At 68.4% G+C, this 21,524-nt stretch carries 18 protein-coding genes and 2 rRNA genes; 12 read left to right on the top strand and 8 right to left on the bottom strand.

Going from position 1 to position 21,524, the window contains the following annotated elements:
- The first annotated feature begins 209 nt into the window (after positions 1–209).
- The gene (locus tag FDA38_RS31920; RefSeq protein WP_137257799.1) at positions 210–1,448 is read left to right on the top strand and encodes an MFS transporter; all 1,239 of its coding nucleotides are present in this window, start codon (positions 210–212) and stop codon (positions 1,446–1,448) included.
- Between the two features lie 78 nt (positions 1,449–1,526).
- Here the strand turns inward: FDA38_RS31920 and FDA38_RS31925 are convergent, their stop codons facing one another.
- Positions 1,527–1,715: a DEAD/DEAH box helicase gene (locus FDA38_RS31925; protein WP_137257800.1), complete on the bottom strand. Its 189-nt coding sequence runs from the start codon at positions 1,713–1,715 to the stop codon at positions 1,527–1,529.
- 259 nt (positions 1,716–1,974) lie between these two features.
- Between FDA38_RS31925 and FDA38_RS31930 the strand changes: the two genes are divergently transcribed.
- The gene (locus FDA38_RS31930; protein WP_233715040.1) at positions 1,975–3,204 is read left to right on the top strand and encodes a GGDEF domain-containing protein; all 1,230 of its coding nucleotides are present in this window, start codon (positions 1,975–1,977) and stop codon (positions 3,202–3,204) included.
- On the opposite strand, the gene FDA38_RS31935 is transcribed toward FDA38_RS31930, so the two are convergent.
- Positions 3,194–4,168: a zinc-binding dehydrogenase gene (locus FDA38_RS31935; protein WP_137257802.1), complete on the bottom strand. Its 975-nt coding sequence runs from the start codon at positions 4,166–4,168 to the stop codon at positions 3,194–3,196. The genes FDA38_RS31930 and FDA38_RS31935 overlap by 11 nt on opposite strands.
- Positions 4,169–4,272: 104 nt before the next feature.
- On the opposite strand from FDA38_RS31935, the gene FDA38_RS31940 reads away from it, so the two are divergent.
- The 3 genes from FDA38_RS31940 to FDA38_RS31950 are packed head-to-tail and all read left to right on the top strand — an operon-like array spanning position 4,273 to position 9,371.
- Positions 4,273–7,146 carry a DEAD/DEAH box helicase gene (locus FDA38_RS31940; RefSeq protein ID WP_137257803.1) on the top strand — a complete coding sequence of 958 codons (2,874 nt, stop codon included), beginning with the start codon at positions 4,273–4,275 and terminating at the stop codon, positions 7,144–7,146.
- Positions 7,139–8,437, top strand: coding sequence for an SWIM zinc finger family protein (locus tag FDA38_RS31945; protein WP_137257804.1), 1,299 nt, complete (start codon positions 7,139–7,141; stop codon positions 8,435–8,437). The genes FDA38_RS31940 and FDA38_RS31945 overlap by 8 nt, the downstream gene beginning before the upstream one ends.
- 37 nt (positions 8,438–8,474) lie before the next feature.
- Positions 8,475–9,371: a hypothetical protein gene (locus tag FDA38_RS31950; protein ID WP_137257805.1), complete on the top strand. Its 897-nt coding sequence runs from the start codon at positions 8,475–8,477 to the stop codon at positions 9,369–9,371.
- A 1-nt stretch (position 9,372) separates the two neighbouring features.
- On the opposite strand, the gene FDA38_RS31955 is transcribed toward FDA38_RS31950, so the two are convergent.
- From FDA38_RS31955 to FDA38_RS31965, 3 genes are read right to left on the bottom strand one after another with little or no spacing between them, the layout of a single operon-like run.
- Positions 9,373–9,705: an iron chaperone gene (locus FDA38_RS31955; RefSeq protein ID WP_137257806.1), complete on the bottom strand. Its 333-nt coding sequence runs from the start codon at positions 9,703–9,705 to the stop codon at positions 9,373–9,375.
- Positions 9,702–10,679, bottom strand: coding sequence for an SGNH/GDSL hydrolase family protein (locus FDA38_RS31960; protein ID WP_233715041.1), 978 nt, complete (start codon positions 10,677–10,679; stop codon positions 9,702–9,704). Before FDA38_RS31960 ends, FDA38_RS31955 begins: the two co-directional genes overlap by 4 nt.
- Before the next feature lie 48 nt (positions 10,680–10,727).
- The gene (locus tag FDA38_RS31965; protein ID WP_137257807.1) at positions 10,728–11,531 is read right to left on the bottom strand and encodes a TrmH family RNA methyltransferase; all 804 of its coding nucleotides are present in this window, start codon (positions 11,529–11,531) and stop codon (positions 10,728–10,730) included.
- 307 nt (positions 11,532–11,838) lie between these two features.
- Here FDA38_RS31965 and FDA38_RS31970 point away from each other — a divergent pair, with 307 nt between their 5' ends.
- The 6 genes from FDA38_RS31970 (at position 11,839) to FDA38_RS31995 (ending at position 20,218) form a co-directional block, all read left to right on the top strand.
- Complete coding sequence (locus tag FDA38_RS31970; protein WP_137257808.1) at positions 11,839–13,029, top strand: hypothetical protein; 1,191 nt, start codon at positions 11,839–11,841, stop codon at positions 13,027–13,029.
- A complete protein-coding gene (locus FDA38_RS31975; protein WP_137257809.1) occupies positions 13,026–13,643 on the top strand; it encodes a hypothetical protein in 618 nt (205 codons plus the stop codon). The genes FDA38_RS31970 and FDA38_RS31975 overlap by 4 nt, the downstream gene beginning before the upstream one ends.
- Positions 13,636–14,304 carry a hypothetical protein gene (locus FDA38_RS31980; protein ID WP_137257810.1) on the top strand — a complete coding sequence of 223 codons (669 nt, stop codon included), beginning with the start codon at positions 13,636–13,638 and terminating at the stop codon, positions 14,302–14,304. The genes FDA38_RS31975 and FDA38_RS31980 overlap by 8 nt, the downstream gene beginning before the upstream one ends.
- The gene (locus tag FDA38_RS31985; protein ID WP_137257811.1) at positions 14,301–17,417 is read left to right on the top strand and encodes a coiled-coil domain-containing protein; all 3,117 of its coding nucleotides are present in this window, start codon (positions 14,301–14,303) and stop codon (positions 17,415–17,417) included. The genes FDA38_RS31980 and FDA38_RS31985 overlap by 4 nt, the downstream gene beginning before the upstream one ends.
- An 84-nt stretch (positions 17,418–17,501) precedes the next feature.
- Positions 17,502–19,331, top strand: a complete 1,830-nt coding sequence (locus FDA38_RS31990) for a glycoside hydrolase family 76 protein (RefSeq protein WP_137257812.1) — start codon at positions 17,502–17,504, stop codon at positions 19,329–19,331.
- Between the two features lie 239 nt (positions 19,332–19,570).
- A complete protein-coding gene (locus FDA38_RS31995; RefSeq protein WP_137257813.1) occupies positions 19,571–20,218 on the top strand; it encodes a hypothetical protein in 648 nt (215 codons plus the stop codon).
- 4 nt (positions 20,219–20,222) lie between these two features.
- Here the strand turns inward: FDA38_RS31995 and FDA38_RS32000 are convergent, their stop codons facing one another.
- A complete protein-coding gene (locus FDA38_RS32000; protein ID WP_137257928.1) occupies positions 20,223–20,693 on the bottom strand; it encodes an AAA family ATPase in 471 nt (156 codons plus the stop codon).
- 81 nt (positions 20,694–20,774) lie between these two features.
- Between FDA38_RS32000 and FDA38_RS32005 the strand changes: the two genes are divergently transcribed.
- Complete coding sequence (locus tag FDA38_RS32005; protein WP_137257814.1) at positions 20,775–21,053, top strand: helix-hairpin-helix domain-containing protein; 279 nt, start codon at positions 20,775–20,777, stop codon at positions 21,051–21,053.
- 79 nt (positions 21,054–21,132) lie between these two features.
- On the opposite strand, the gene rrf is transcribed toward FDA38_RS32005, so the two are convergent.
- Positions 21,133–21,250, bottom strand: a 5S ribosomal RNA gene (rrf, locus tag FDA38_RS32010).
- A 163-nt stretch (positions 21,251–21,413) separates the two neighbouring features.
- A 23S ribosomal RNA gene (locus FDA38_RS32015) occupies positions 21,414–21,524 on the bottom strand; the annotation flags it as partial.

The raw sequence follows: 21,524 nt of genomic DNA on the forward strand, positions 1-21,524 counted from the left end.
GGTAGCAGGGTCGGGGCCGCCCCGCCCAGACCCCGCTACCGGAGATCTACAGAGTAGAACGTTCACCCAAATACTGCGCTACCGGGTCCCCCAATCTGGACCCGAACTGGCACAGATGCGCCGCAAGTTATCCCTTGAACCCTTGCAGGACACAGAGTTGCTCACCCTCGGGAGGTGTCAGACCACGGATTGTGGTTAACGTCGTAGGTATGTCGGTTGCGGCGGTCGAGCGGGCGCGCTGGCGTGACGTCTTCGGCCACGCCGAGTTCCGGGCATTGTTCCTGGCCGGGGTGCTGTCCGTCGCGGGTGATCAGCTCGCGCGGGTGGCGTTGTCGGTGCTGGTCTTCGACCGGACGTCCTCGGCCGGGCTGACCGCGCTGACGTATGCGCTGACCTACGTACCGGACCTGTTGTTCGGGCCGCTGCTCGCCGGATTCGCCGACCGGTACCCACGACGCACAGTGATGATCGTCACCGATGTCGCACGGGCGATTCTCGTTGCAGGTATGGCGATCCAGGCCCTTCCGCTGCTCGTCGTGATCCTGCTGCTGCTCGCATTGCAGGCGTTCGGGTCGCCGTTCAACGGGGCGCGCGGGGCGACGCTTCCCGCCGTACTCCCGGGCGATCACTACGTGCTCGGCAAGGCTGCCAACGACATGGTCGTCCAGTTCAGCCAGGTCCTCGGCTTCGGCTTCGGCGGCGCTGTCGTGGTCGCCGTCGGGACCTCCGGCGGCCTGCTCCTGGATGCCGCCACCTTCGTCTTGTCGGCCCTCCTGATCACCTTCGGAGTACGCCGGCGCCCCGCTCCGGCAAGTGGCACAGATGCGCCATCAGGGAGCTATTTGAAGGACCTGACGTCCGGCATCGCGCTGGTCGCCCGCACACCGAAGCTCCGGACGCTCGTCCTGCTCGCCACCATCGCCGGCTTCTACGTCACCGTAGAGGGTCTGGCAGTCCCCTACGCCCACGAGATCGGCTACGGCACCACAACCGCGGGTGTCCTGCTGGCCGCGAGTCCGGCCGGCTGTGTGGTCGGGATGTGGCTGATCACGCTGTGGTCGCCGGAGCGGCGGATGAAGCTGCTCGGCCCACTGGCGGTCGCGGCGTGTGTGCCGCTGGCCTTCTGTGCGCTCCAGCCGGGGCCCGCGGTGACGTTCTGTCTCTGGGCGCTGTCCGGCGCCGCCTCGGCGTACCACCTGCCGACGAGTGCGGCGTTCGTCCAGGCTGTGCCCGATCACCAGCGCGGCAAGGCCTTCGGCGTCGCGGGGACCGCGCTGAAGGGCAGCCAGGGCCTCGGAATTCTGCTGGTGGGAGTGCTGGCAGAACCATTCGGGCCATCCGGCGCACTCGCCGTGATGGGCGTCACAGGCGCAATACTGGCGGCCGCGGCGGGCGCCGCCTGGGCGCGCGCCCGCCGAATCGACGACCATTCGGAGAATTACAGTTAGGATAAGTTCCGGGCCGCCCGGTTTATCTCGTGAACGAGTTCTCCGGAATGTAAGACCCAGGTAAAGATTTACCTTTCGTCACCAATCGTCACCGCCATTGGCGGTGCGCGGTGCGAACCAGTCGTTACCGCCACGGAGCCAGTCGTTGCCGCCACCGGTGAACCAGTCGTTCCCGCCCGCGAACCAGTCGTTCCCCCCGTGGAACCAGTCGTTGCCGCCGGTGAACCAGTCGTTGCCGTTGTCGTTGCCGCGCGTCGTCTTCTGCATGATTCTCGACCCTTCTGGAATGACCAACTGATGGAATGACCCGGACACGGGGGTGACCAGACGTGAACAGGTCGTTACGATGTACGCATAACCGCTCAGATCGACCGTGTGTGAGGCTCATATGATTCTGATCGGTCGGAGCAGCTGGGGGCCACCCCGGCAATGGAAGCTCTGGTCGTTGCCGAGGACCGCTCTGGCTTATGTGCTCGCGATTGATGTGATTGCGGTCACGATTACCACACTCGCGGTTCGGAGCACGGTGAGCGGGCCGAATTCCGGTGTGCGGCACTCCGAGTGGGTGGCATTCGTCGTCCTCGCCGTCGCCTCGACCCTGCACCTGGAGTGTGCCCGCGGAATCGAGCGCCGACGCGAGCTGGCGGCCAATACTTCACCGCACACGAACCTGAAGTGCCTGTGGATCTTCGCGGCCCTGCTGCTGCTTCCGCTGTCGCTGGTCATCCCGCTGGTCGTGCTGGCCTACGCCTACTCCTGGTTCCGCGTGTACGGGCGGACCGTTGCGCACCGCAAGGTGTTCTCCACGGCGACGTACATCCTGGCCAGCGCCGCCGCCGCGGCCGTGCTGCGCGCCGGCGGCCTGCTGACCGAGCCGCGGGTGCCCACGAGCCTCTGGTCACTGGTGATCGTCATCGCCGCGGCCGGGGTCTGGTGGCTGGTGAACTACGCGCTGGTGATCGGCGCCATCCTGCTCGCCTCTCCCGAAGCGACTGCGCGTGAGGCGCTCGGCGAGCTCTCAGACCAGCTGGTCGTGTGTGCCGGGCTCGGGCTCGGTGTAGCGATCGCTGCGGTCCAGTCGTCGTACCCATGGGTCGTCCCTGTACTCATGGTGACGGTGATGGCGCTGCACCGCGATCTGCTGCTTCCGCAGTACCAGCGGGCCGCTGGGACTGACTCGAAGACCGGTCTGGCCACCTCGTCGTACTGGGCGAGCGCAGTGCCCGCCGAGCTGGCCCGTGCGGACACTCTGCGCAGCACTGTCGGTCTGCTCATGCTGGACCTCGACAAGTTCAAGGAGATCAACGACACCTACGGCCACCCGGCGGGTGACGAGGCGCTGCGTGCGGTCGGCGAGGCGATCCGGGCCGAGGTCCGGCACGGCGACCTGGTCGCACGGGTCGGCGGAGACGAGCTGGCGGTGCTGCTGCCCGGCGCGTCCGAGACCGAGGTGCTGGAGATCGCGGAGCGGATCAGAGCGCGGCTCGTCAGCCTCACGGTGTCGGTCGGTACGACGAGTGGCGGCACGGCGGCGATCAGCGGCGTACCGGCGTCGTTCGGTGCGGCGATCTACCCGCACGTCGCGAACACGATGGACCAGCTGGTCCTCGCCGCCGACGACGCGCTGCTGACGGCCAAGCGGTCCGGGCGCAACCAGATCGTGGCAGCCCTCCCGAACCCGCCGGCCGTCACGGACCACGTCGACCACCTCGAGCAGTCAGAGCGGTCCGACTCGGATCACCACATCAACGACTGACGCTGATCAGCGCCTTGCCTCGCAGGGTGCGGTGTTCCAGCGCCCGGTGCGCGTCGGCTACGTGGTCCAGGTCGTAGAGCTGGTCGATGACCGGACTGAGGTCATCGGCGGCCGCGCGGGCGATGACGTCGGCGCCGGTGATTGTGGTGGTGGTCGAGTCGGCGCGGAGATCCATGATGCCCTTCACGGTGACGCCGCGGCGGGCGGCTTCGGCGGGATCGATCGCGGCGAAACCGCCGCTCGGTGCGCCGTGGGCGGAGAACCAGCCGCCGTCCTTGACCACGCTGAACGCGGCCGCGCCGAGTTCGCCGCCGGCGCCTTCGAAGATGATGTCGGCGCCCCGGTTGTTCGTTGCCCCGAGCACCAACTTCTCCCAGGACGGCTTGCTGTAGTCGATCAGTACGTCGGCGCCCTGGGCGCGGCTCAGCTGGAGCTTCTCGTCGCCACGGGCCGCTGCGATCACGTGTGCGCCGGCCTTGTGGGCCAGCTGGATCAGGAGCAGGCCCATGCCGCCGGCCGAGGCAGTGATCAGAACGTCCTGGCCGGTCATCGACGGTGCGAGTTGCTCGAGCATGAGCGCGGTCAGCCCGTCGCCGTACACAGCGACCGCGGTCTGTAGGTCCAGCTCGGGTGGCACCTCGACCAGGTCGGTCGTGGTGAGGGCGAGCTCGGCGTGAGCGCCGAAGCCGATCGTGCGGCCGACGACGGTCTTGCCGATCCAGTCGGTCGGTACGTCGGGACCGACCGCGCGGACCCGGCCGCCGAGCGTGCCGCCCGGGACGTACGGCGGCTCGACGTCGAAGAACTTGCCGTGCTGACCGCGGCGGATCGCGGTGTCGACGAAGATGACGTCCGCGATCCCTACCTCGACGAGCATCTGGCCGGCTCCGGGCTCGGGATCCGGGAGGTCGCGGGTCTCGATCACGTCCGGGTCGCCGAACTCGGTGACTACTGCTGCACGCATATCTGCACTCTTTCCGGTTGTCTTCGGGGTTCCGAGAGTGCAACCTCAACGTTGGTTCAGGTCAAGCTCGGGAAGTGTCGGTGGTCCGGCGTACTGTGCTGGGCATGCTCGACGCCGTCTTCGTCCCGGCCGACCCGCCGCGCGCGGGCCGGTTGGCGCTGTACGGCGACCTCGCCGAGGCCGGCGAGGAGGCGAACGGCACGGTCGAGCTCGTCCTCCCGCGCGGCTCGACGGTCCGCCGTACGACGGTCCCCGCGCGCCTGCTGTCCATTACCGAGCTGTTGGCCCGGCTGACAGCTCCGGACGACGGCGGCTCGGGTGGGGTCGGCTCGGATCCGGGTGGGGTCGGCTCGAGTGCGGGTCGGGACGGCTCGCCTCGGGGGGTGGGCTCGGCTAGTTGGGGTGCCTGGCGGGCGGCTGGGTTGGCGGGGTTGGTGCTGATCGGGCGTGGGCGGCTGGTGCCGGATCGCAGTCCGGACGGGTACGGCGCGTGGCGCGTCGCTCCGCTCGATCCGCTGGACCGCGCCTGGCTGCGGAACCTGGGCGCCGCCATGCCGGCGTACGGTCACGCGCTGCCCATCGAGGGCACCAGGCCTGTCCGGCTGGTCGACCCCCAGCAACTCGTGCGTGCCTTCTGGGATGCGCTCGCCGACACCATCGTCCGTACGCCTTCTGCCGCCATCGCCGGGCGTCCCGGCGCGGCGCCGTTCGCGGCCGTGGACCCGATTGCGCCCGGACCGTCGGGCTGGCTCGACGAGACCGCCCTCGCCGAGGAGGCCGGCGCACGCCTCGTGCTCCGGATCGAACCACCCGAGCTGCCTGAGGAGTCGTTCCGCGGCGTCCTGCAGTTGCGAAGCGGGCTCGACCCGAGCCTGCTGGTCGACGTCGCAGACATGTGGAACGCACCAGCCGCCGTACTGACAGCCCTCGGCGAGCGTGCGGAGACCGATCTCCTCCTCGCTCTCCGCCGCGGAGCTCGAGTCTGGCCTCCGCTGGGAGCCGCGCTCCGCGACGCGGCGCCGGAAGAGGTCGGGATCGACGACGTGGCGTTGGACGAGCTGGCCGAAGGGAGTAGCGAGCTCGAGGGCGCCGGGATCGAGGTGCTCTGGCCGACCGACCTCTTCGCGGGTGAGCTGGCTGTCCGCGGCTCCGTCGCCACGCCGACTCCGGGCGCGATCACCGGGCCGGACTTCAGCCTCAACGACCTGGTCGCGTTCCGCTGGCGTCCGACGCTCGACGGCAAGGACCTGACCGAGGCCGAGGTCGGTGCACTCGCGGAAGCCAAGCGGCCGATGATCAGGATGCGCGGCCGCTGGATCCGCGTCGACCAGGACGTCGTACGCCGCCTCCGCAACGGCTCGACCCGCAAACTCACCGGCGCCGAAGCGCTCGGCGCGGCGCTGACCGGGACCATCGATGTCGACGGCGAGCTCGTTCCGTTTGATGCGGACGGTTCGCTGGCCGCGATGCTCGCCCGGCTGCGGACGGCCGAGGAGCCGGCTCCGTTCACCGATCCGGTCGGCCTGCGCGCGACCCTCCGTGACTACCAGCGCCGCGGCGTCGCGTGGATGGCGCAGCTCGCGAATCTCGGCCTCGGCGGCTGCCTCGCCGACGACATGGGCCTGGGTAAGACGATCCAGGTGATCGCGCTGCATCTGCAGTTGGAGCGACGCGGCCCGACGCTGGTCGTCTGCCCGTCGACCTTGCTCGGCACGTGGGAGCGCGAGTTCGAGCGGTTCGCCCCCGACGTACCGACGCGGCGCTATCACGGCGCAGGCCGGACGCTCAGCGACATCGCGCCCGACGAGGTGGTGCTGACGACGTACGGCGTGGTGCGTCAGGACCACCGCGTTCTCGGCGAGGTGGCGTGGGGCCTGGTCGTCGCGGACGAGGCTCAGCACGCGAAGAATCCGTTGTCCCGCACGGCTCGCGCGTTGCGAACGTTGCCCTCAGCAACCAGGATCGCGTTGACCGGTACACCGGTGGAGAACCGTCTGTCCGAGCTGTGGTCGATCCTGGACTGGTCGGCGCCGGGGTTGCTCGGGACGCTCGACCGGTTCCGCCACGACGTCGCCGTACCCGTGGAGCGGTTCCATGACGAGGAGGCGACGGCGCGGCTGGCTCGGGTGACGCGGCCGTTCCTACTGCGGCGGAAGAAGAGCGATCCGGGGATTGCTCCCGAGCTTCCGCAGAAGTCCGAGCGCGATGTCGTCGTACCGCTGACTGTCGAGCAGGCCACGCTCTACCAGGCCGTGGCGAAGGAGACGCTCGCCAAGATCGAGGAGGCGGAGGGCATCGCTCGGCGTGGGCTGGTGCTCAGTCTGCTCACGCAGCTGAAGCAGGTGTGCAATCACCCGGCGCAGTTCCTGCACGAGCCCGGTCCGCTGGAGCGGCGCTCGGGCAAGCTCGCCGCGCTCGACGAGCTGCTCGACGTGATCCTGTCCGAGGGCGAGTCCGTGCTGATCTTCAGTCAGTACGTCGAGATGTGCCGGCTGATCGAGGCGCATCTGGCGGCGCGGCAGATCAAGTCGTTGTTCCTGCACGGCGGGATCGGGGTGAAGAAGCGCGAGCAACTGGTCCAGGAGTTCCAGGCGGGTGAGGCGCCGGTGTTCCTGTTGTCATTGAAGGCCGGTGGGGTCGGGCTGACGCTCACGCGAGCGACGCATGTCGTGCATTACGACCGTTGGTGGAATCCGGCGGTTGAGGATCAGGCGACCGACCGCGCTTATCGGATCGGTCAGGATCGTCCGGTGCAGGTGCATCGGCTTGTCACCGAGAACACGCTCGAGGACCGGATCTCGACGGTCATCAATGCGAAGCGGGACCTTGCCGATGCTGTGGTCGGATCGGGTGAGGCGTGGTTGAGCGAGCTGTCCGATTCTGAACTCACGGAGTTGGTCGAGCTGTCGACTACTCCGGCGAAATCGGGCTCGGCGAGTGCGTACAACCCTTCTGCTGTTGGGAAATCCGATGGCTGACGAGGATCGGGTGCCGTGGCAGGGGTGGCGGCGGAAGGGTGAGGATGCCGGACTGCCGGCGGCGAAGGGGCCGGGGAGTCGGCGGCCGTTCGGGGCGACGTGGTGGGGTCGCGCGTGGTTGGAGGCGCTGGAGCAGCGGGCTCGGCTTGATCCGGGGCGGTTGTCGCGTGGGCGGTCGTACGCGCGGCGCGGGAGTGTTGTCGAGCTGACGGTCAGTCCGGGTGAGGTTGAGGCTGCAGTACAGGGCAGTCGCGTCACGCCGTACCAGGTGACGGTGCGGATCCGTGCGTTCTCGAGCGCCGAGTGGGACTCGGTGCTGGAGGTGGTCTCGGCGCAAATCGGTCGGGTCGCGGCGCTGCTGGATGGTGAGCTGCCGCCCGAGGTGATCGACGATGTGCGCGACGCGGGGCTCGAGCTTCTGCCCGGTGCTGGTGAGGTTCTTACGCACTGCACGTGTCCCGACTTTGCCGTTCCCTGCAAGCATTCCGCGGCGGTCTGCTACCTGATCACGGACGCGCTGGACGATGACCCGTTCGCCCTGCTTCTCCTCCGCGGCCGCCGCAAAGACGAACTCCTGGCCGCCCTCCGCACCCGCCGCGGCTCAACCGCCGCCCCGATCACGCCACCCCGCACTCCCCCACCCGCCGGCATCCCCGCAATAGCAGCCTTCGCCCGCCACCTGACAGCTGGCCCAGCCCTCTCGTCGACGCCCGCCTCCTCCGAGCAGGATGCTCGGCGTGCGGCAGGGCCTGTGCCTGTGCCCACACCACCTAGACCGCTGGGAGCTCCGGGAGTGCCTGCAGCGGTGCGGGTGCTGGATCCGCCGCGGTCGTCCGGCGTCGACGTACGCGATCTGGTTGCACTGGCAACCGACGCCGCCCAACGCGCCTGGGAGCTGGCATCCGGCGATGGAGACGGCGGCATCAACCTCACCTTCGAGCAGGACCTGGCCCGCAGAGCAGCCAAAGCCCTAGGTACGCCGGACCTCGCCGACCTGGCCCACCGCGCCGGCATCTCTTCCCGCCGACTAACCACCTGGGCAGTCGCCTGGCGCGAAGCCGGCCCCGGCGGCCTCGCCGTAACCCTCGACGAGCCCCACGACGTCGACCCAGAAGCCCTCACCGAAGCCCTAGAGGCCCTCCCCGACGCCACCATCGAGTCCAACCGCCTGACCTCCGGCAAACTCCAACTCCGCCTGGGCCAGGACAACCTCTGGTACCGCTTCGACCAAGCCTTCAACGACTGGACCCTCACCCGCCCACCAGCGGCAGACCCCCGCGACCTCCTCTAAGCTCCCCGACGTACGTTCCTGGGGAGGATCCATCACCATGCGCCGATTCACGGCCGCCGTAGCAATCGTCTTGCTCAGCCTGACCGCCTGCGACAGCCACACCACACAGCAGGTCCTGCCTTCACCGGCCCCAACCGGAAACCTGTGCGAGCGATTGGCCCCGCATCTTCCCGGCCGTTGGACAGCCGCGGCAGCAGGTCCCCGCGTCAGCGCGCCGCTCGCGGACAGCTGCTCGCTGGTCGACGCAACGCAGGCGATCCATCAGGTCCGGGTTTCTTTGGCAGCCATCACCGTCACCGACGCGCAATTCGCAGCTTCGCGCAAGACCGACGCCGCTTGGGTCAGCGGGATGGGATACGCCGCCAAGGTCGTCGACGGCGGAATCGGACCAGGCTCGTGGGCGGTCAACCCAGCAGCAGCCGCCCCTTGGCTCGTGTTCCGCGCCGGCAACCGTCCGATCGAGTTGCGCGTACTGAACGACGGCTCGGGCACGCTGGACGAACTCCGATCCATCGCGCAAACGATCCTCACGCTCCCCGGCGGACTTCCCACCGCCCCGGCGGTCATCGCGCAGCCGGCGTGTGCCCGCGGTACTGCTGCCGCCGAGAAGTTGCTCGGCGAGAAGGCGGTGCTGCGACGAGACACCGTGGCTGACGGCTACCTGTCATGCCAGTGGGGTTCGGCAACAGGCTCGGTCGCGGTCCGATCCGGCGGCCAGGGCTCGGATCCTTCGCTCGACTTCGGCTACATGAAGGACAGTCCCTACGCGCACCCGGTGAGTGTCGGCGCCGAAGGCTGGCAGCAAACAGGCGGCCAGCTGGTGTTCCGCACCGCCAAGAACGCGTACGTCGAACTGCTCGCGACGCCCGACAGCATCCTGCGCCCAGCTGGAATCGTCACGCTCGCGCGGGCGATCGCGCCGGCGTACGGCTGAGTCAACGGGCAGCGACGAAGGCCTGGGTGAGGCGGGTGATGAGGTCGTACGGGATCGGTTTGTTGAGAGGGAACTTCAGCGTGCCTTTGCCGGAGCGGTACGGGTCGATCGCGGTGGCCAGGGCGTCGTCGAGCGGTGGGAGGGGGTAGACGGCGATGTGCGCCTTCCAGCCGCTGAAGTACATCAGTGGCTTGTCGTCGAGGGTGATCGTGGGGATCTGGTAGCTGATCTTCTCGCCGGCCCCGGGTGCGGCGGCGTGGATTGTGCGGCGTACCTGTTCCAGGACCTCGCGGACTTCCTCGGGGAGCGACGCGATGTACTCGTCGACTGTCATACGCGGCGCAGGGTTGTGTGTTCTTCAAGGGCCGGGATGAGGTTTTCGGCGATCTTGGCGTGGCCGGACACCGTGGGGTGGACCTGGTCGGTGCAGTCGTCCTCGGTGATCCAGCCCGTGGAGTCGATGTAGACGAGGTTGGGGTCGTCGAGGGACTTCACCGCGGCCTCGATCGTGTCAGCGTGTTTTCCGTTGAACGGTGGCAGGGACACGATCGTCGTGTCCGGGTACGCCGCGCGCACCCGCCGTACGTAGGCCGCGTACTCCTCGACCTCCAGCGTCGGATCGTTCACGCCGAGGTTGAGGACGACCACGTCGGACGGCTCGACCCGTTCGGCCGGTGAGCCGGCGAAGTTCCAGCCGAAGGAGTCGACGCCGGCGGGCACCTCGCCGTTCCCCGGCTTGCTGATCCCCTGGCTGCCGAACCCGACCTGGTACGACGTCGCGCCGAACGCCCGCGCGGTCAGATACGCGTACGTCGTCGTACCGTCTGCGCCCTCGGACTCCGGGTGCACGCTCAACGACCGCACGCCCTGTGTGATCGAGTCGCCGTAGAACTCGATCCGCGGACCGCTCGGCCGACCGCTCAGCCGGAGCCGCGCGTTCACGTCGAGCACGAGGCCGGCGAACACGACCGCACACTCGAACGGCGGATTCCACCGGTTCGCGTGCTCGTTCACGTCCTTGACCACGACCTCGACCCGGTGCCGCCCGTCCGGCGCCGACAGCTCGACCACCGGCCCGTCGATCACGTGCAGCACCGGCTCGCCGTCGTCGACCGTGATCCACAGATGCGGCGCAACCGTGAGCCCGTCGGTGTCGAACAGCAGCTGCAGCCGCTCACCGGCGTACGAGAACGAGATCCGCGAACCGGAGTTCACAGTGATCGCCACACCGGGCTGGTGACCCCACTGTCCTTCCAGGACGATGCGCGGATCGGACGGGGCGACGACCTCGCCAGGCTCGAACGGCACAGCACACTCCTTGTGGTCGGGTTTGCTGTGCCATTCTGCCTGGCGAGCTCACCAACCGGCCTTCCTAGCGCGCGCCTCGAACAGCAGGATCCCGGCCGACAGCGCGACGTTCAGCGAGTCCGCCTGCCCGAGCATCGGGATCGACACCGCGTCGAACCCTTCGGCATGCCACTCTCGCGACAGCCCCGAGCCCTCCGAACCGACCACGAACGCCGTCGGCCCGTCGTACTGCGGAACGCGATACGTCCCCGTCGCCGCCGGGTCGGCGAGGTGGACGCGGAAGCGATGACTCCGCAGCCACGCCGCCGCGGACGGGATGTCGTCGAACTCCAGGATCGGCGTCGAGAGGACAGTGCCGCGGCTCGCGGAGTACACGGACGGATGCGTCGGCCGGGCGCGCCTGCTGGTCAGGACGAGGCAGTCGGCGTTGGCGGCGTCCGCAGTACGGATCAGCGTGCCGAGGTTGCCGGCGTACTCGACGCCGTCCGCGACCAGTACCAGCGACTCGTTGGTGAACTCGAACGCGTGCGGCCGCCATTCCGGGAGACGCGCGATCGAGATCAGGCCGTCGGATCTGGTCTTGCGGGAGAGGCGGGCGAGCAGCTTCTCCGAGATGCGGTACACCTCGGTGGCACGCTCCGCGATCCGATGGACCTCGGTCGTGGCGACCTCCGGACACCAGAAGAAGGCGTCGATCGAGGCCGCGGTGGTGAGTAGGCGGTCGTGTTCCCAACTGCCTTCGACCATGATGCGGCCGGGTGAACCGTCCTTCCGCAGGGTCAGCAGGTCACGGACCCGGGGATGTTGGGCGCCGATGGAACGCGCCGAGTGGGCGAATGGGTGCACAGTCATGTGCAAGCTCCGAAAGGAGAGAATCAGCAAGCGCGCCGGGGACCCTGCGACAGGGTCCGCACCGGCGGGGCGACGCCCAGGGGGCGCCGTGGTACTGACGCGGCCTGTCGACCGCGTCAGCCAAGGATTCTCATCACATCTCGGATGGTAGGCAGCGGCGCTCGGGACGTCATCCGGTTTTCCACAGCACCGCCCGCGATCCGGTTGTCCACAGGCCGGTGGCGGGTGAGTTTTGGTCTGTCGGTGCGGGTGGTTAGAGTCCTTTTCTCTGGTAGCCCAGCTGCTATCACACGGGAGGGAGCACGGGATGGACGCGACATTGCTCGACGCCGAGGCCGAGGCGGCCGTGCTGCGCGTCTACCGTCAGGTCTTCGCCGTGCTCGCCCGCGAGGCCGGCGCGATGATCGTCGACCCGGACCTGCTCGACGTCGACCAGGCCATCCTGGACGCGTTCGCCGAGGCCGGCAGCGACGGTCTCACGGTCGAGCAGGCCACGCTCGCCTGCCGGGCGTATCCGCACGACGTGATCGTCCGCCGCTTCGAAGTCCTCAGGCAGTACGGCGCGATCACCAAACTCGTCGACCGTCCGAACGAGTTGCGCCACCGCGCCGCGTTCGCGCCGTACGTGATGCTGATGTTCTTGCGCCGGATGTCCGTCCAGGGCGGTCAGGCCGAGCTGCACCAGTTGCTCACGCTCGAGGCGCACAGCGTCAGCGATCCCCAGGCGACCGCCGACGAGGGCAAGGCGTCGATCGGACGAATGACGAAGGTCTTCCGGCTCCTCGGCAATGAGCTGGCGATCCTCGTCTCGACGAGTACAACGGCACAGCTCCGCGAGAACGCGCAGCTCGCGTGGGGCAACGAGCGTCTGATCGAGCAGGCCGAGAAGGTCCACCGGATCGTCCTCGAGCGCTGGCCCGAGCTGCATCGAGACTGCACGTCGCTGCGCATGGCCCTGGCGGCGTACGCCGACGCCGTACAACTCGCCGCCGGCCGCCTGGTCGAGCGAGCCGGTACGACGCGGGCGCTCGGGCTGCTGCCGATCGAGACCTGGCTGACGTTCACCCGGAGCAGCGAGCCTGATGCGCTGGCCGCCGTACTGGATGGGCTTCTGTTTGATGCTGCTGCGCCGGACTTCTCGCCGCAGACGATGGTGGAAGCGGTCGAGACAGGAAGGCGGTCCGGCAGCGCGCGGATGGCGCCACCGCGCCCGACCGCGGATGCCGACGCGCCTGAGTCCGCTGCTGCGACGGATCGCGAGGATCTGCGCGCGGAGGCCGAGCGGGTGCTGGCCGGACGGCCCGAGGTAGACATCGTGGACGTCGTTGATCAGGCCGGCGACTGGATCACCGCGCGACGCGTGCTGGCCGAGCTGACCGCGGCGCATCTGCATGACGAGCTCGACTACGAGCTGGTCTGGTCCGACGGTATGCGGATCGATCCGACCGCAGGGACGCCGTGGGCGACCGAGGGTGTCTTCCGGCGGGTGGCGCCATGAGCACGGAGGCCGTTGAGCGGCGGCTCTACAACGCGATGTGGTGGGCGAAGGTGCAGTCCGCCGGACCGCTCGAGATCGACCCGGAAACGCCGGCCGTCGCCGGTCTTACCCGCGCGACCTCGCCGGACGGATCGACCGTCTGGCTCGTGCCGACGCTCCCGTCAGGGGCGGGGCACGGCGTCCTCGAGGAGCTCGGCGCTCCCCCGGTCGCCGTCGAGCAGCCGAACGAGACCGCCCGCCTGCTCGCGATCTGCGTCACCTGTTGCTGGACGGACCGCAGCGCGCCGGCCTGGCCGGGTGTGACCGGCACGCTGGCCCAGATCAGATCCGTGTACGCCGGGATGCGCGGCCGCGCCGAGCAGTCGAGCGATCTGACCCTGATCATCGGCAGCCTGCGCCGCCTGCACGCGACGCACTGGATCCGGTGGGACGAGAAGGCCGCCGAGGTCCGGCTCGGCCCGCGCGTCATCACCTGGACCGCGACGGACCTCTCCACGCTTCGCGACCTCTGCCGCCACCTTCCGGAGCCGCCGCCTGCCGTGCTGTCCATCAAACCTCCCGCCGCGCCGGCCGCGGACGATGCGCAGCTGGGCGCGGAGGTGTCGGATGACTGAGCAGCACGCGTTGTTCGACTCGTTGCTCCAGGACCTCAGCGACCGCGCGCGCGACGAGGTGCTCGCCGCTTTCAGCGCAGTGCAGTACGCCGCGCACCCGGTCGCCGAAGTACAGCTGGCGGGACTCCACGACGTGACGCTACGCCGCCAGGTGCAGCGGATGCTGAAGCTCATCGGCCGGACGCTCGTCCACGTCGACGGCACACACTGGACCGCCGGGTACGACGACGACATCGCAGCGAGCCTGGTCGCGCAAGGCTGGCAACCGTTGTCGGTCATCGACCGCGCAGTACTCGTGCTGGTGCTCGTCCACTCCGTCGCGATCCCCCGCAGTGAGGGCATCCTGACCGGCGACAACTGGAAGTCCGCGCGACCCACCACGGTCGACGAACTGCGGACGACGCGGATCAGCGGCGAGGAGCGACGCCTGTCCCTGCAGCGGTTGCGCGCCGCCGGGTTGATCCAGCTCTCGGGCGATCACTCGGGCGGACCGTCGTACATCCCAGGTCCTCAGCTCCAGCGGCTGACGCCAGCAGCACGTCGACGATTGCAGGACCAACTGATCCTCGCCGCCGCGCCGGCCAGTCCGATCGCCGAAGCCATCCGCGCCCGCAACGGGGTTCCAGCAGCAGATCCAGTAGCAGTAGGAGACGAAGCATGAGCGCCGCAACCGAGGACGGGCCGTTCGACATCCTTGGGTCCAAGGTGCTGCTCGGGGTGCAGGTGGTCGACCTGTCGCGCCTGTCGACGCACCCGATCCCGATGATCGGCCGCGGCCTGATCACGGTCGCCGGCCAAGGTCCGACCGACTCCAACGGCGCCGGCAAGTCGTCGTGGATCGCCGCACTCAGCCTCCTGCACGCCGACGACCAGTGGCGTCTCACCAGCGGCGCTCCGGGCGCCGCCGAGTTGCTGTTCACCGCGGAAGCGGCCGGCCAGGAAGGCAACTGGTCAAACGTTGACCGCGGCTACATCGTCGGCGTCTTCTCCGACCCCGGGCTGACCGACCTTGATGAGGTCGAGGCGGCCGCGATCACCGTCTGGATCCGGATCAACCGCAAGGCGTCGTACATCGATCTCCGCTGGAAGCAAGGCCTGCACATCCCGTACGGCGCGACCGAGGCCGAGCGTGCCGCCGGCGCCGACGCGCTCTGGGCTGCCCTCCCGCACTCGAACGGCCGCACCGACTTCCACGCCAACAAGCTGTCCCAGGTTCTGTACGGCGGACAGGTCCGCTGCGTCTCGTTCCTGTCGACGTCGGTGCGCTCCAGCCCGACCGCCAACCTGCTTGCCGAGCCGCTCAACGAGCTCGGCCCGGCCCGGATCTTCAACGCGATCGCGACGCTCACCGGTCTCGACCACGAGCTCGAGCAGGAGCAGGCGCACCGCTCCGCCGAGCACACCCAGCGCGAGGCGACCAAGCAGGCGACGGCCGACCTGCAGCGCTGGGAGCAGGAGATGGCGACCGTCGAGGCCGGCATCCTGCAGCGTGCCGCCGCCCGTGAAGCGCTTTCGGCAGCGAAGGAATCCTGGCAGGCCCGCAACGCCCGGCACCTGATCGACGGCGACGCCCGCAACCGCGAGATCCTCCAGGAACTCGGCGTGCTCGACGAACGCGTTGCCGAGCAGGAAGCCCGGAAGGAAGCTGTCGACTCGGAGATAGATGCCTTTGGCAATGAAGAGGGCATGCTCCGGGATGTCCAGCTGACCCGGCAGGAGCGGGACAAGCTCGACGCCCGCGACCGCGAGCTCGACCTGGCCCAGCGTTCGGTGCGCGAGCAGCTGGAGCGGCTCGGCCAGGAGCATCGGCGGTTGGTTGAGGCGGGTCGTTCGGCGGATGGCCGTGACCTTGCGGCGGCCGCTGAGGAGCAGGCCGAGGCTCGCGAGGTCCTCGAGGAGCACATCGGCCGCGATCACGCCGCGCGCGTGGCGGTCGAGCACACCGAGGCTGAGCTTCGTGAGGCCGAGAGCGGCCAGACCGTGTCCGCGACGCAGCAGCAGGTGCTGGAGACCGCGGGCATCGACTGCGGCGCGCTGACCGACATCACCGAGCTGCCGGAGTCCGACCGGGCCGAGTGGGAGCCGCGGCTCGCGCCGTACCGCGAGGCTGTGGTCATCGATGCCGGTGACGCGACCGTCGCGACGACCGCGCTGGCCGACGCCGGGTACCCCGGATTCCTGCTGGTACTGGCGAATCGCCCGGACGCGCCGAAGCTGCGCCGTGGGCCGAAGTCGGCGGACGAGCGGTTCACGCTGGACGGATTCTTCGCGGCGCTGGGCGAACGCGCGACGAAGGAGAACATCGACGAGGCGGCCGGTGTCGTCGCGGTCGGGCAGTTCGACGAGCCGATCACCGGCCGGACCGCCCGGATCCAGGCAGCCGGGCGTCGCGTGGAAGCGGCGAAGGCTGCGCGTGCGGTCGCATCGGCTGCGTTGGATCAGGCGCGATCCCGGGTCGAGCAGGCAGAGCGCCGTACGGCGGCTGCCCAGGCGCTGGCCGACGCGGACGCGGTCCAGGAGCAGATCCTGCAGCTCCGCGAGACCATCGACCGGCACGAGACCGATCGGGACTCGCTGGCGCCGCAACTCCAAGCAGCAAAGGAATCCGCAGAGACCGCGGCCGGCCAGCAGTTGGTGCGCGACGAGCGCCTGAAGAACCTCGAGTCCACTCGCCGCGACCACGACCGCATCCTCGACGACCTCACCGGCCGCCGCCTCGCGCTGCTCGAGGAGCAGACCGCGCTCGATCTCACCACACGCACCACAGCTTGGGGCGGGACGCCCGCGGAGGCAGAGGAGTTCATCCTTAGCCTGCCGGACGACGCGCAGCGCCGTACGACGGCCGACTGGAATCACCAGGCCTGCACGCAACTGGACGACGTCATCCGTCGCTGCTTCCCGAACGCCCGCTCGCGTGAGGAGATCCCGACCGAGCTCTGGGAGATCTTGAACGGCCCGGACGGCTGGACCAGCGGCACTCTCGGCGACCGGGTCGGCCTGGTGCCGGCGTTGCATCGGACGCTGAGCAGCCACCTCGCGCAGCACGAGACGTTCGACAGCCTGCAGCAACAGCAGATCGCCAGTCAGCGCGCCGAGCGCAACGCGGCTCTCGAACGAGCCCGCGAAGGTCTGGACGAAGCGGAGAGCACGGCTCGTGCCCACCGCACGTCCCTTGCCGACGGCATCAAAGCGCGGCTTCGCCTGGTGTCGCAGGAGTTCGACCGCCTCGACCAGCAGTACGGCGGATACGGCGCGAAGCTCGAGTTCCCCGAGCCCGACCCGCCCGCCGAGCCCGACAAGCCGTGGCGCTGGACGGTCACGCCGAAGTGGCGCCGTTCCGAGGGCGGTCCGTTCTCCGCGTTCAACGTGAAGGGCAACACCGCCCAGATGGACGAGAAAGCGGTCAAGCTCGTCTGCGCAGCCGCGCTCGCCGGCGGTTCGGATCGTCCGCTGCTGCTGATCCTCGACGAGCTCGGCCGCAACCTCGGTTCGCAGCACCGCCGCGAGGCAGTCGCACTGTTCGAGCAGATCGGTCGCGACCGGAACATCACGGTCATCGGCGCGCTGCAGGACGACATGGAGCGGTACGCGCTCGCGTCGTCCCGGTTGTACGTCAAGCTCCGGCGCAGCTCGGACACCATGGCGTACAACCAGGCGCCTGTCGTGAAGGGCAACGAGGACAACGCGGCGCGGGTCGAGTTGCTCCGCGAGTGGATGACGTCGTACCGCGGCTCCACGCCGACCCTGGAGCTGGCCTCGCCGACGCTGACGTAGTTCTCGTGGGCTCTTGACCTGACCGCTGCGGTCCGGATACTCACGAGATGAGAGCGCTCTTCCTACCGCCCCAGGGAGATCCACATGCCGTCACGCCATGCTTTGCTGACCGCGGTTGTCCTGCTCACGTTGCCTGCCGGCACGCTCACAGCTGAAGCGCGGGTGCAGGCGGACCAGGTCTGCTCGGTTGCGTGCGACACGCTCGACCCGTCGAACGCGCAGGAGGAGACGTTCCCTGTGCCGGAGAAGGTGATCAACGGGCGTCACGTCGTACTGCATGTGTCGGACAAGGACGCGATGGCGTGGGGCAGCATCGACGGCGGGGCGACCAATGACGCGGTCTGGCTCGACCGTAGCTGGGACGGCGGCGCGAGCTGGGACGGTCTGCTCGGAAAGGCGTGGATCCTGTCCGGGTGGACCGGCACTCGCACGTTGATGTACAACCTTGCCGATCCCGCCGGCCACCGGCGCGGCCTGATCCGGGCGTGCGGCGATGCGGCAGGGGTCGACTGCACCGCCTGGGTACACACCTCGGTCTGCGCCGCGGCCTGCGACGGTAGCGAAGGTCCGTCCGGCGACAACCAGCCGGTGCCGTCGACGACGCTGGCCAACCGCACGATCTCGCTCCACCTCGACAACCGCGGTATGGCCTGGGGAACGATCGCCAACGGCACCGCCGGCGACGAGATCTGGCTCGACCGCTCCTGGAACGAAGGCACATCCTGGCCCGACGGCTCCTCGCTCGGCCGAACCAGCGTCGGCTCCGGCGCAACCTCGACGAGCACCCGCCTATACGCGACAACCGACCCACTCTCCAAGCTGTACGGCGGCGCCGTCCGCGCCTGCGGTCGAGCCGTCGAAGGCCAGAACGGCAGCTGTACGGCGTGGGCCCGGCCCGGCTCCGATCGCGCCGGTGCAGCCGCCGAGGCGTTGATGTACTCGTACCAGCCGAACACGGCCTGGTGGCTCTCAAGCTGGTGGAACTCCGCGGTGGCGGTGACCACGCTGATGGACTACCAGCAGCGCACCCGCCGTACCGATCTGCGCTGGATCGTGAACGAGGTGTTCGAGAAGAACAAGGGTGTCTTCCCGGCCGGCCAGAAGAGCGGTGATGCGCTGGAGGGGAACTTCATCAGCCGCGCGATCGACGACACCGAGTGGTGGGGTATCGCCTGGGTCGAGGCGTACGACCTGACCGGCGATCAGCGGTACCTGGAGATGGCGGTCACGATCGCGAACTACGTGCAGGGGTACTGGGACACGGGGACATGTGGCGGCGGCGTGTGGTGGGACCGCGAGCGCACATACAAGAACGCGGTCACCAACGGGCTCTACATCCGGCTGACGGCGGCGCTGCACAACCGGCTGGCCGGTGACACGGTCTGGTTGCAGCGGGCAACGACGGGATGGAACTGGTTCCGCGCGAGCGGGATCATCAACTCGGCCGGGCTGGTGAACGACGGCCTGACCGGATCGTGCACCAACAACGGGCAGACGGTGTGGACGTACAACCAGGGTCTGGCCATTGGTGGTGCGCTGGAGCTCTGGCGGGCGACCGGCGACAGTTCGCTGCTCGCCGCGGCGCGGCAGTTGGGCGATGCGGCGATGTCGTCGCCGCTGCTCAGCCCGGGCGGCATCCTCACCGAGTCGTGTGACGCGGCCGGGAACTGCGACGACAACCAGAAGCAGTTCAAGGGCGTGTTCATGCGGTACCTGATGGATCTGGCCGACTCCACGGGCGATGCGCCGTACCGGACGTATGCGCAGCGGCAGGCCGACTCGATCTGGCAGAACGACCGTGATTCGCTCAACCGACTCGGTCAGCGATGGGCCGGCGGCGGCACGAATGTGCGCGACTGGCGTACCCAGGCGAGCGCCTTGGGCGGGCTGCTGGCGGCGACCTCGAAGAGCTGAATTCTTTGACAGTTGTCCAGATTTCGATGGGTGGCTACCAAAATCGGACCCCGGTGCTGACCACTGACCGGTGGGTACAGCAGACTGTTCCAGTGACGCCTCCAGAGATCGATCTCACCCGCTCACACCGAGTAGGCGGACCTCTGGTCAAGCGGTTGTATCACGGCGTACCGTCACCTGCATCCGGCGTCGCAGTGTCACCTCCGCAGAGCCGGCCGCCTCATGATCGGAGGGCGTGAATGGCTTCCTGGCTGCTCCGCGCCCAGTGGTCGCACCGTGACGAGTCCGTCGAGCATCGCGCACTCCGCGTCGGCCGTACGCTGACCGCGGTCGCCGTCGCGTTCCCGGATGTCCACAACTGGACCCAGGACGAGCGCTGGGGGTACCACGTCCTCGAGGCCGACGCCTCGACTCCGCTGCAGGAGATGGTCGAGGCCACCACGAAGGTGCTCGCGAACGGCACGAGCACGACGCGTCTACACCTGCAGAGCACTGGTGAGCTGCCGTGGCTGTTCGATCTGTCCATGGGCGGGACGATGACCACCATCTCCGACCAGCTCACTCTGCACTGGAGCGACGAGGATGCGCTGAGGCAGTCGGAGCGCTTCGCCCAGGTACTGCGTGCGGTCGTCACGATCTGGGAGCCCGACTGGGCCAGCATCGCCGACACAGAGCTCGCCGCCGCGGCCGGCGTCTTCCGTCGCGGCATCCCGATGATGGGCTGGCTGACGTACGTCCGCGGCATGGTGGCGGGCGCGCCCGGCATCGACATCACGCTCACGCCGTACGAACGCGGCACCCTGCTCCAGGCGCCGGTCTCCCCCATCGACCTGACGCCGGTTCACATCTGCGCCGCAGCCGCACTGGTCGGGATCGCGCCCGAGTAGACGGCTAACTGGTCACCACGAGGTGTCGGTCCCAGCGCTGGACCTCTTCAGCCGTCGGCACCTCAAACATGGCGCTCCACTCCTCCAGCTCCGCCCGGCTGACCTTGAACGTCGCAGCCGGCAGGTCCGCATTCCGCTCCTCCAGCCGCTCCCACAGCGTCTGCAGCGGAAGATCCAGTACGACGATCTCCGCGCTGGCACCCAACTGTTGCGCCCGTGTCCGGAACAGATCGCGCTCCTCCTCGGACCAGCAGCCGTAGTCGAGAATCACGTCGACCCCGAGCTCGAGTGCCCTCGCGGCAACACCCCAGAGCATCTCTGACTCCAACACCCATCTGCGTCCATTCACCTCACTGGTGTGGAACAGGGCTTCCACCCACTCGTCCGGCGTCAACCGAATCGCTTTGCGCTCCTCCTCGAGTCGGCGAGCCCAGGACGTCTTGCCGGCACCTGGCAATCCCACAATCAACACCATCACAGCCACGCACAGATCCTAAGTGGCCGGATGTCCGATCTGTTCAAGACGCGGTGGGTGCCGCGGAGGCATGGTCGAACTATGCCAACGAAGCAACCTAGTGATCTGACCAGCCTGATGAACGTGGGCGCCGCGGTAGCCGGCTATCTCGGGCGCGTTGGGATCACCCAGGTCGACGATCTGGCGGGCCGGGATCCCTTCGAGATCTACGAAACGCTCTGCGAACGGGACGGCGTACGCCACGACCCATGCCTACTGGACACGATCATGTCGGCCACAGACCAGGCCAACGGCAATCCAGCCCGCCCGTGGTGGTCCTACACGCCCCAGCGCAAGCAGCTCCTGGAGGGCCGGCCCTAGGCGCAAGGCACCTGCCTGGAAACTGGTCATACATATGTTAAGGGCCACCCCTAGTGGGGTGGCCCTTAACAGTGTGAATGTCCGGCGGCGTCCTACTCTCCCACGACCTCCCGGTCGCAGTACCATCGGCGCTGGCGGGCTTAACTTCCAGGTTCGGAATGGAGACTGGGTGTTTCCCCGACGCTATGGCCACCGAAACAATATGAGAACACTATCAACCAACACAGACCACAAACCCCCTGAGGGATCTGGTTGCTGGGGTGACCGTATTCCGGGAACCGTACAGTGAACGCGAACATCAGTTACATAGCGCAGGCTCGTAGTCGTTTGACAACCGTCCTCTATGGAGGGGGTTGTGTGTGTGACAAGCCCTCGGCCTATTAGTACCAGTCAGCTCCACACCTTGCGGCGCTTCCACTTCTGGCCTATCAACCCAGTGGTCTACTGGGGGCCTTACCCGGTTAACCCGGT

The sequence above is a fragment of the Kribbella jiaozuonensis genome (genome assembly GCF_005233875.1).
Lineage (GTDB): Bacteria > Actinomycetota > Actinomycetes > Propionibacteriales > Kribbellaceae > Kribbella > Kribbella jiaozuonensis.

Coding starts and splice junctions, on each gene's coding strand:
- FDA38_RS31920 (WP_137257799.1), top strand. CDS start 210: ATGTCGGTTGCGGCGGTCGAGCGGGCGCGCTGGCGTGACGTCTTCGGC.
- FDA38_RS31925 (WP_137257800.1), bottom strand. CDS start 1,715: ATGCAGAAGACGACGCGCGGCAACGACAACGGCAACGACTGGTTCACC.
- FDA38_RS31935 (WP_137257802.1), bottom strand. CDS start 4,168: ATGCGTGCAGCAGTAGTCACCGAGTTCGGCGACCCGGACGTGATCGAG.
- FDA38_RS31940 (WP_137257803.1), top strand. CDS start 4,273: ATGCTCGACGCCGTCTTCGTCCCGGCCGACCCGCCGCGCGCGGGCCGG.
- FDA38_RS31945 (WP_137257804.1), top strand. CDS start 7,139: ATGGCTGACGAGGATCGGGTGCCGTGGCAGGGGTGGCGGCGGAAGGGT.
- FDA38_RS31950 (WP_137257805.1), top strand. CDS start 8,475: ATGCGCCGATTCACGGCCGCCGTAGCAATCGTCTTGCTCAGCCTGACC.
- FDA38_RS31955 (WP_137257806.1), bottom strand. CDS start 9,705: ATGACAGTCGACGAGTACATCGCGTCGCTCCCCGAGGAAGTCCGCGAG.
- FDA38_RS31965 (WP_137257807.1), bottom strand. CDS start 11,531: ATGACTGTGCACCCATTCGCCCACTCGGCGCGTTCCATCGGCGCCCAA.
- FDA38_RS31970 (WP_137257808.1), top strand. CDS start 11,839: ATGGACGCGACATTGCTCGACGCCGAGGCCGAGGCGGCCGTGCTGCGC.
- FDA38_RS31975 (WP_137257809.1), top strand. CDS start 13,026: ATGAGCACGGAGGCCGTTGAGCGGCGGCTCTACAACGCGATGTGGTGG.
- FDA38_RS31980 (WP_137257810.1), top strand. CDS start 13,636: ATGACTGAGCAGCACGCGTTGTTCGACTCGTTGCTCCAGGACCTCAGC.
- FDA38_RS31985 (WP_137257811.1), top strand. CDS start 14,301: ATGAGCGCCGCAACCGAGGACGGGCCGTTCGACATCCTTGGGTCCAAG.
- FDA38_RS31990 (WP_137257812.1), top strand. CDS start 17,502: ATGCCGTCACGCCATGCTTTGCTGACCGCGGTTGTCCTGCTCACGTTG.
- FDA38_RS31995 (WP_137257813.1), top strand. CDS start 19,571: ATGGCTTCCTGGCTGCTCCGCGCCCAGTGGTCGCACCGTGACGAGTCC.
- FDA38_RS32000 (WP_137257928.1), bottom strand. CDS start 20,693: ATGGTGTTGATTGTGGGATTGCCAGGTGCCGGCAAGACGTCCTGGGCT.
- FDA38_RS32005 (WP_137257814.1), top strand. CDS start 20,775: ATGCCAACGAAGCAACCTAGTGATCTGACCAGCCTGATGAACGTGGGC.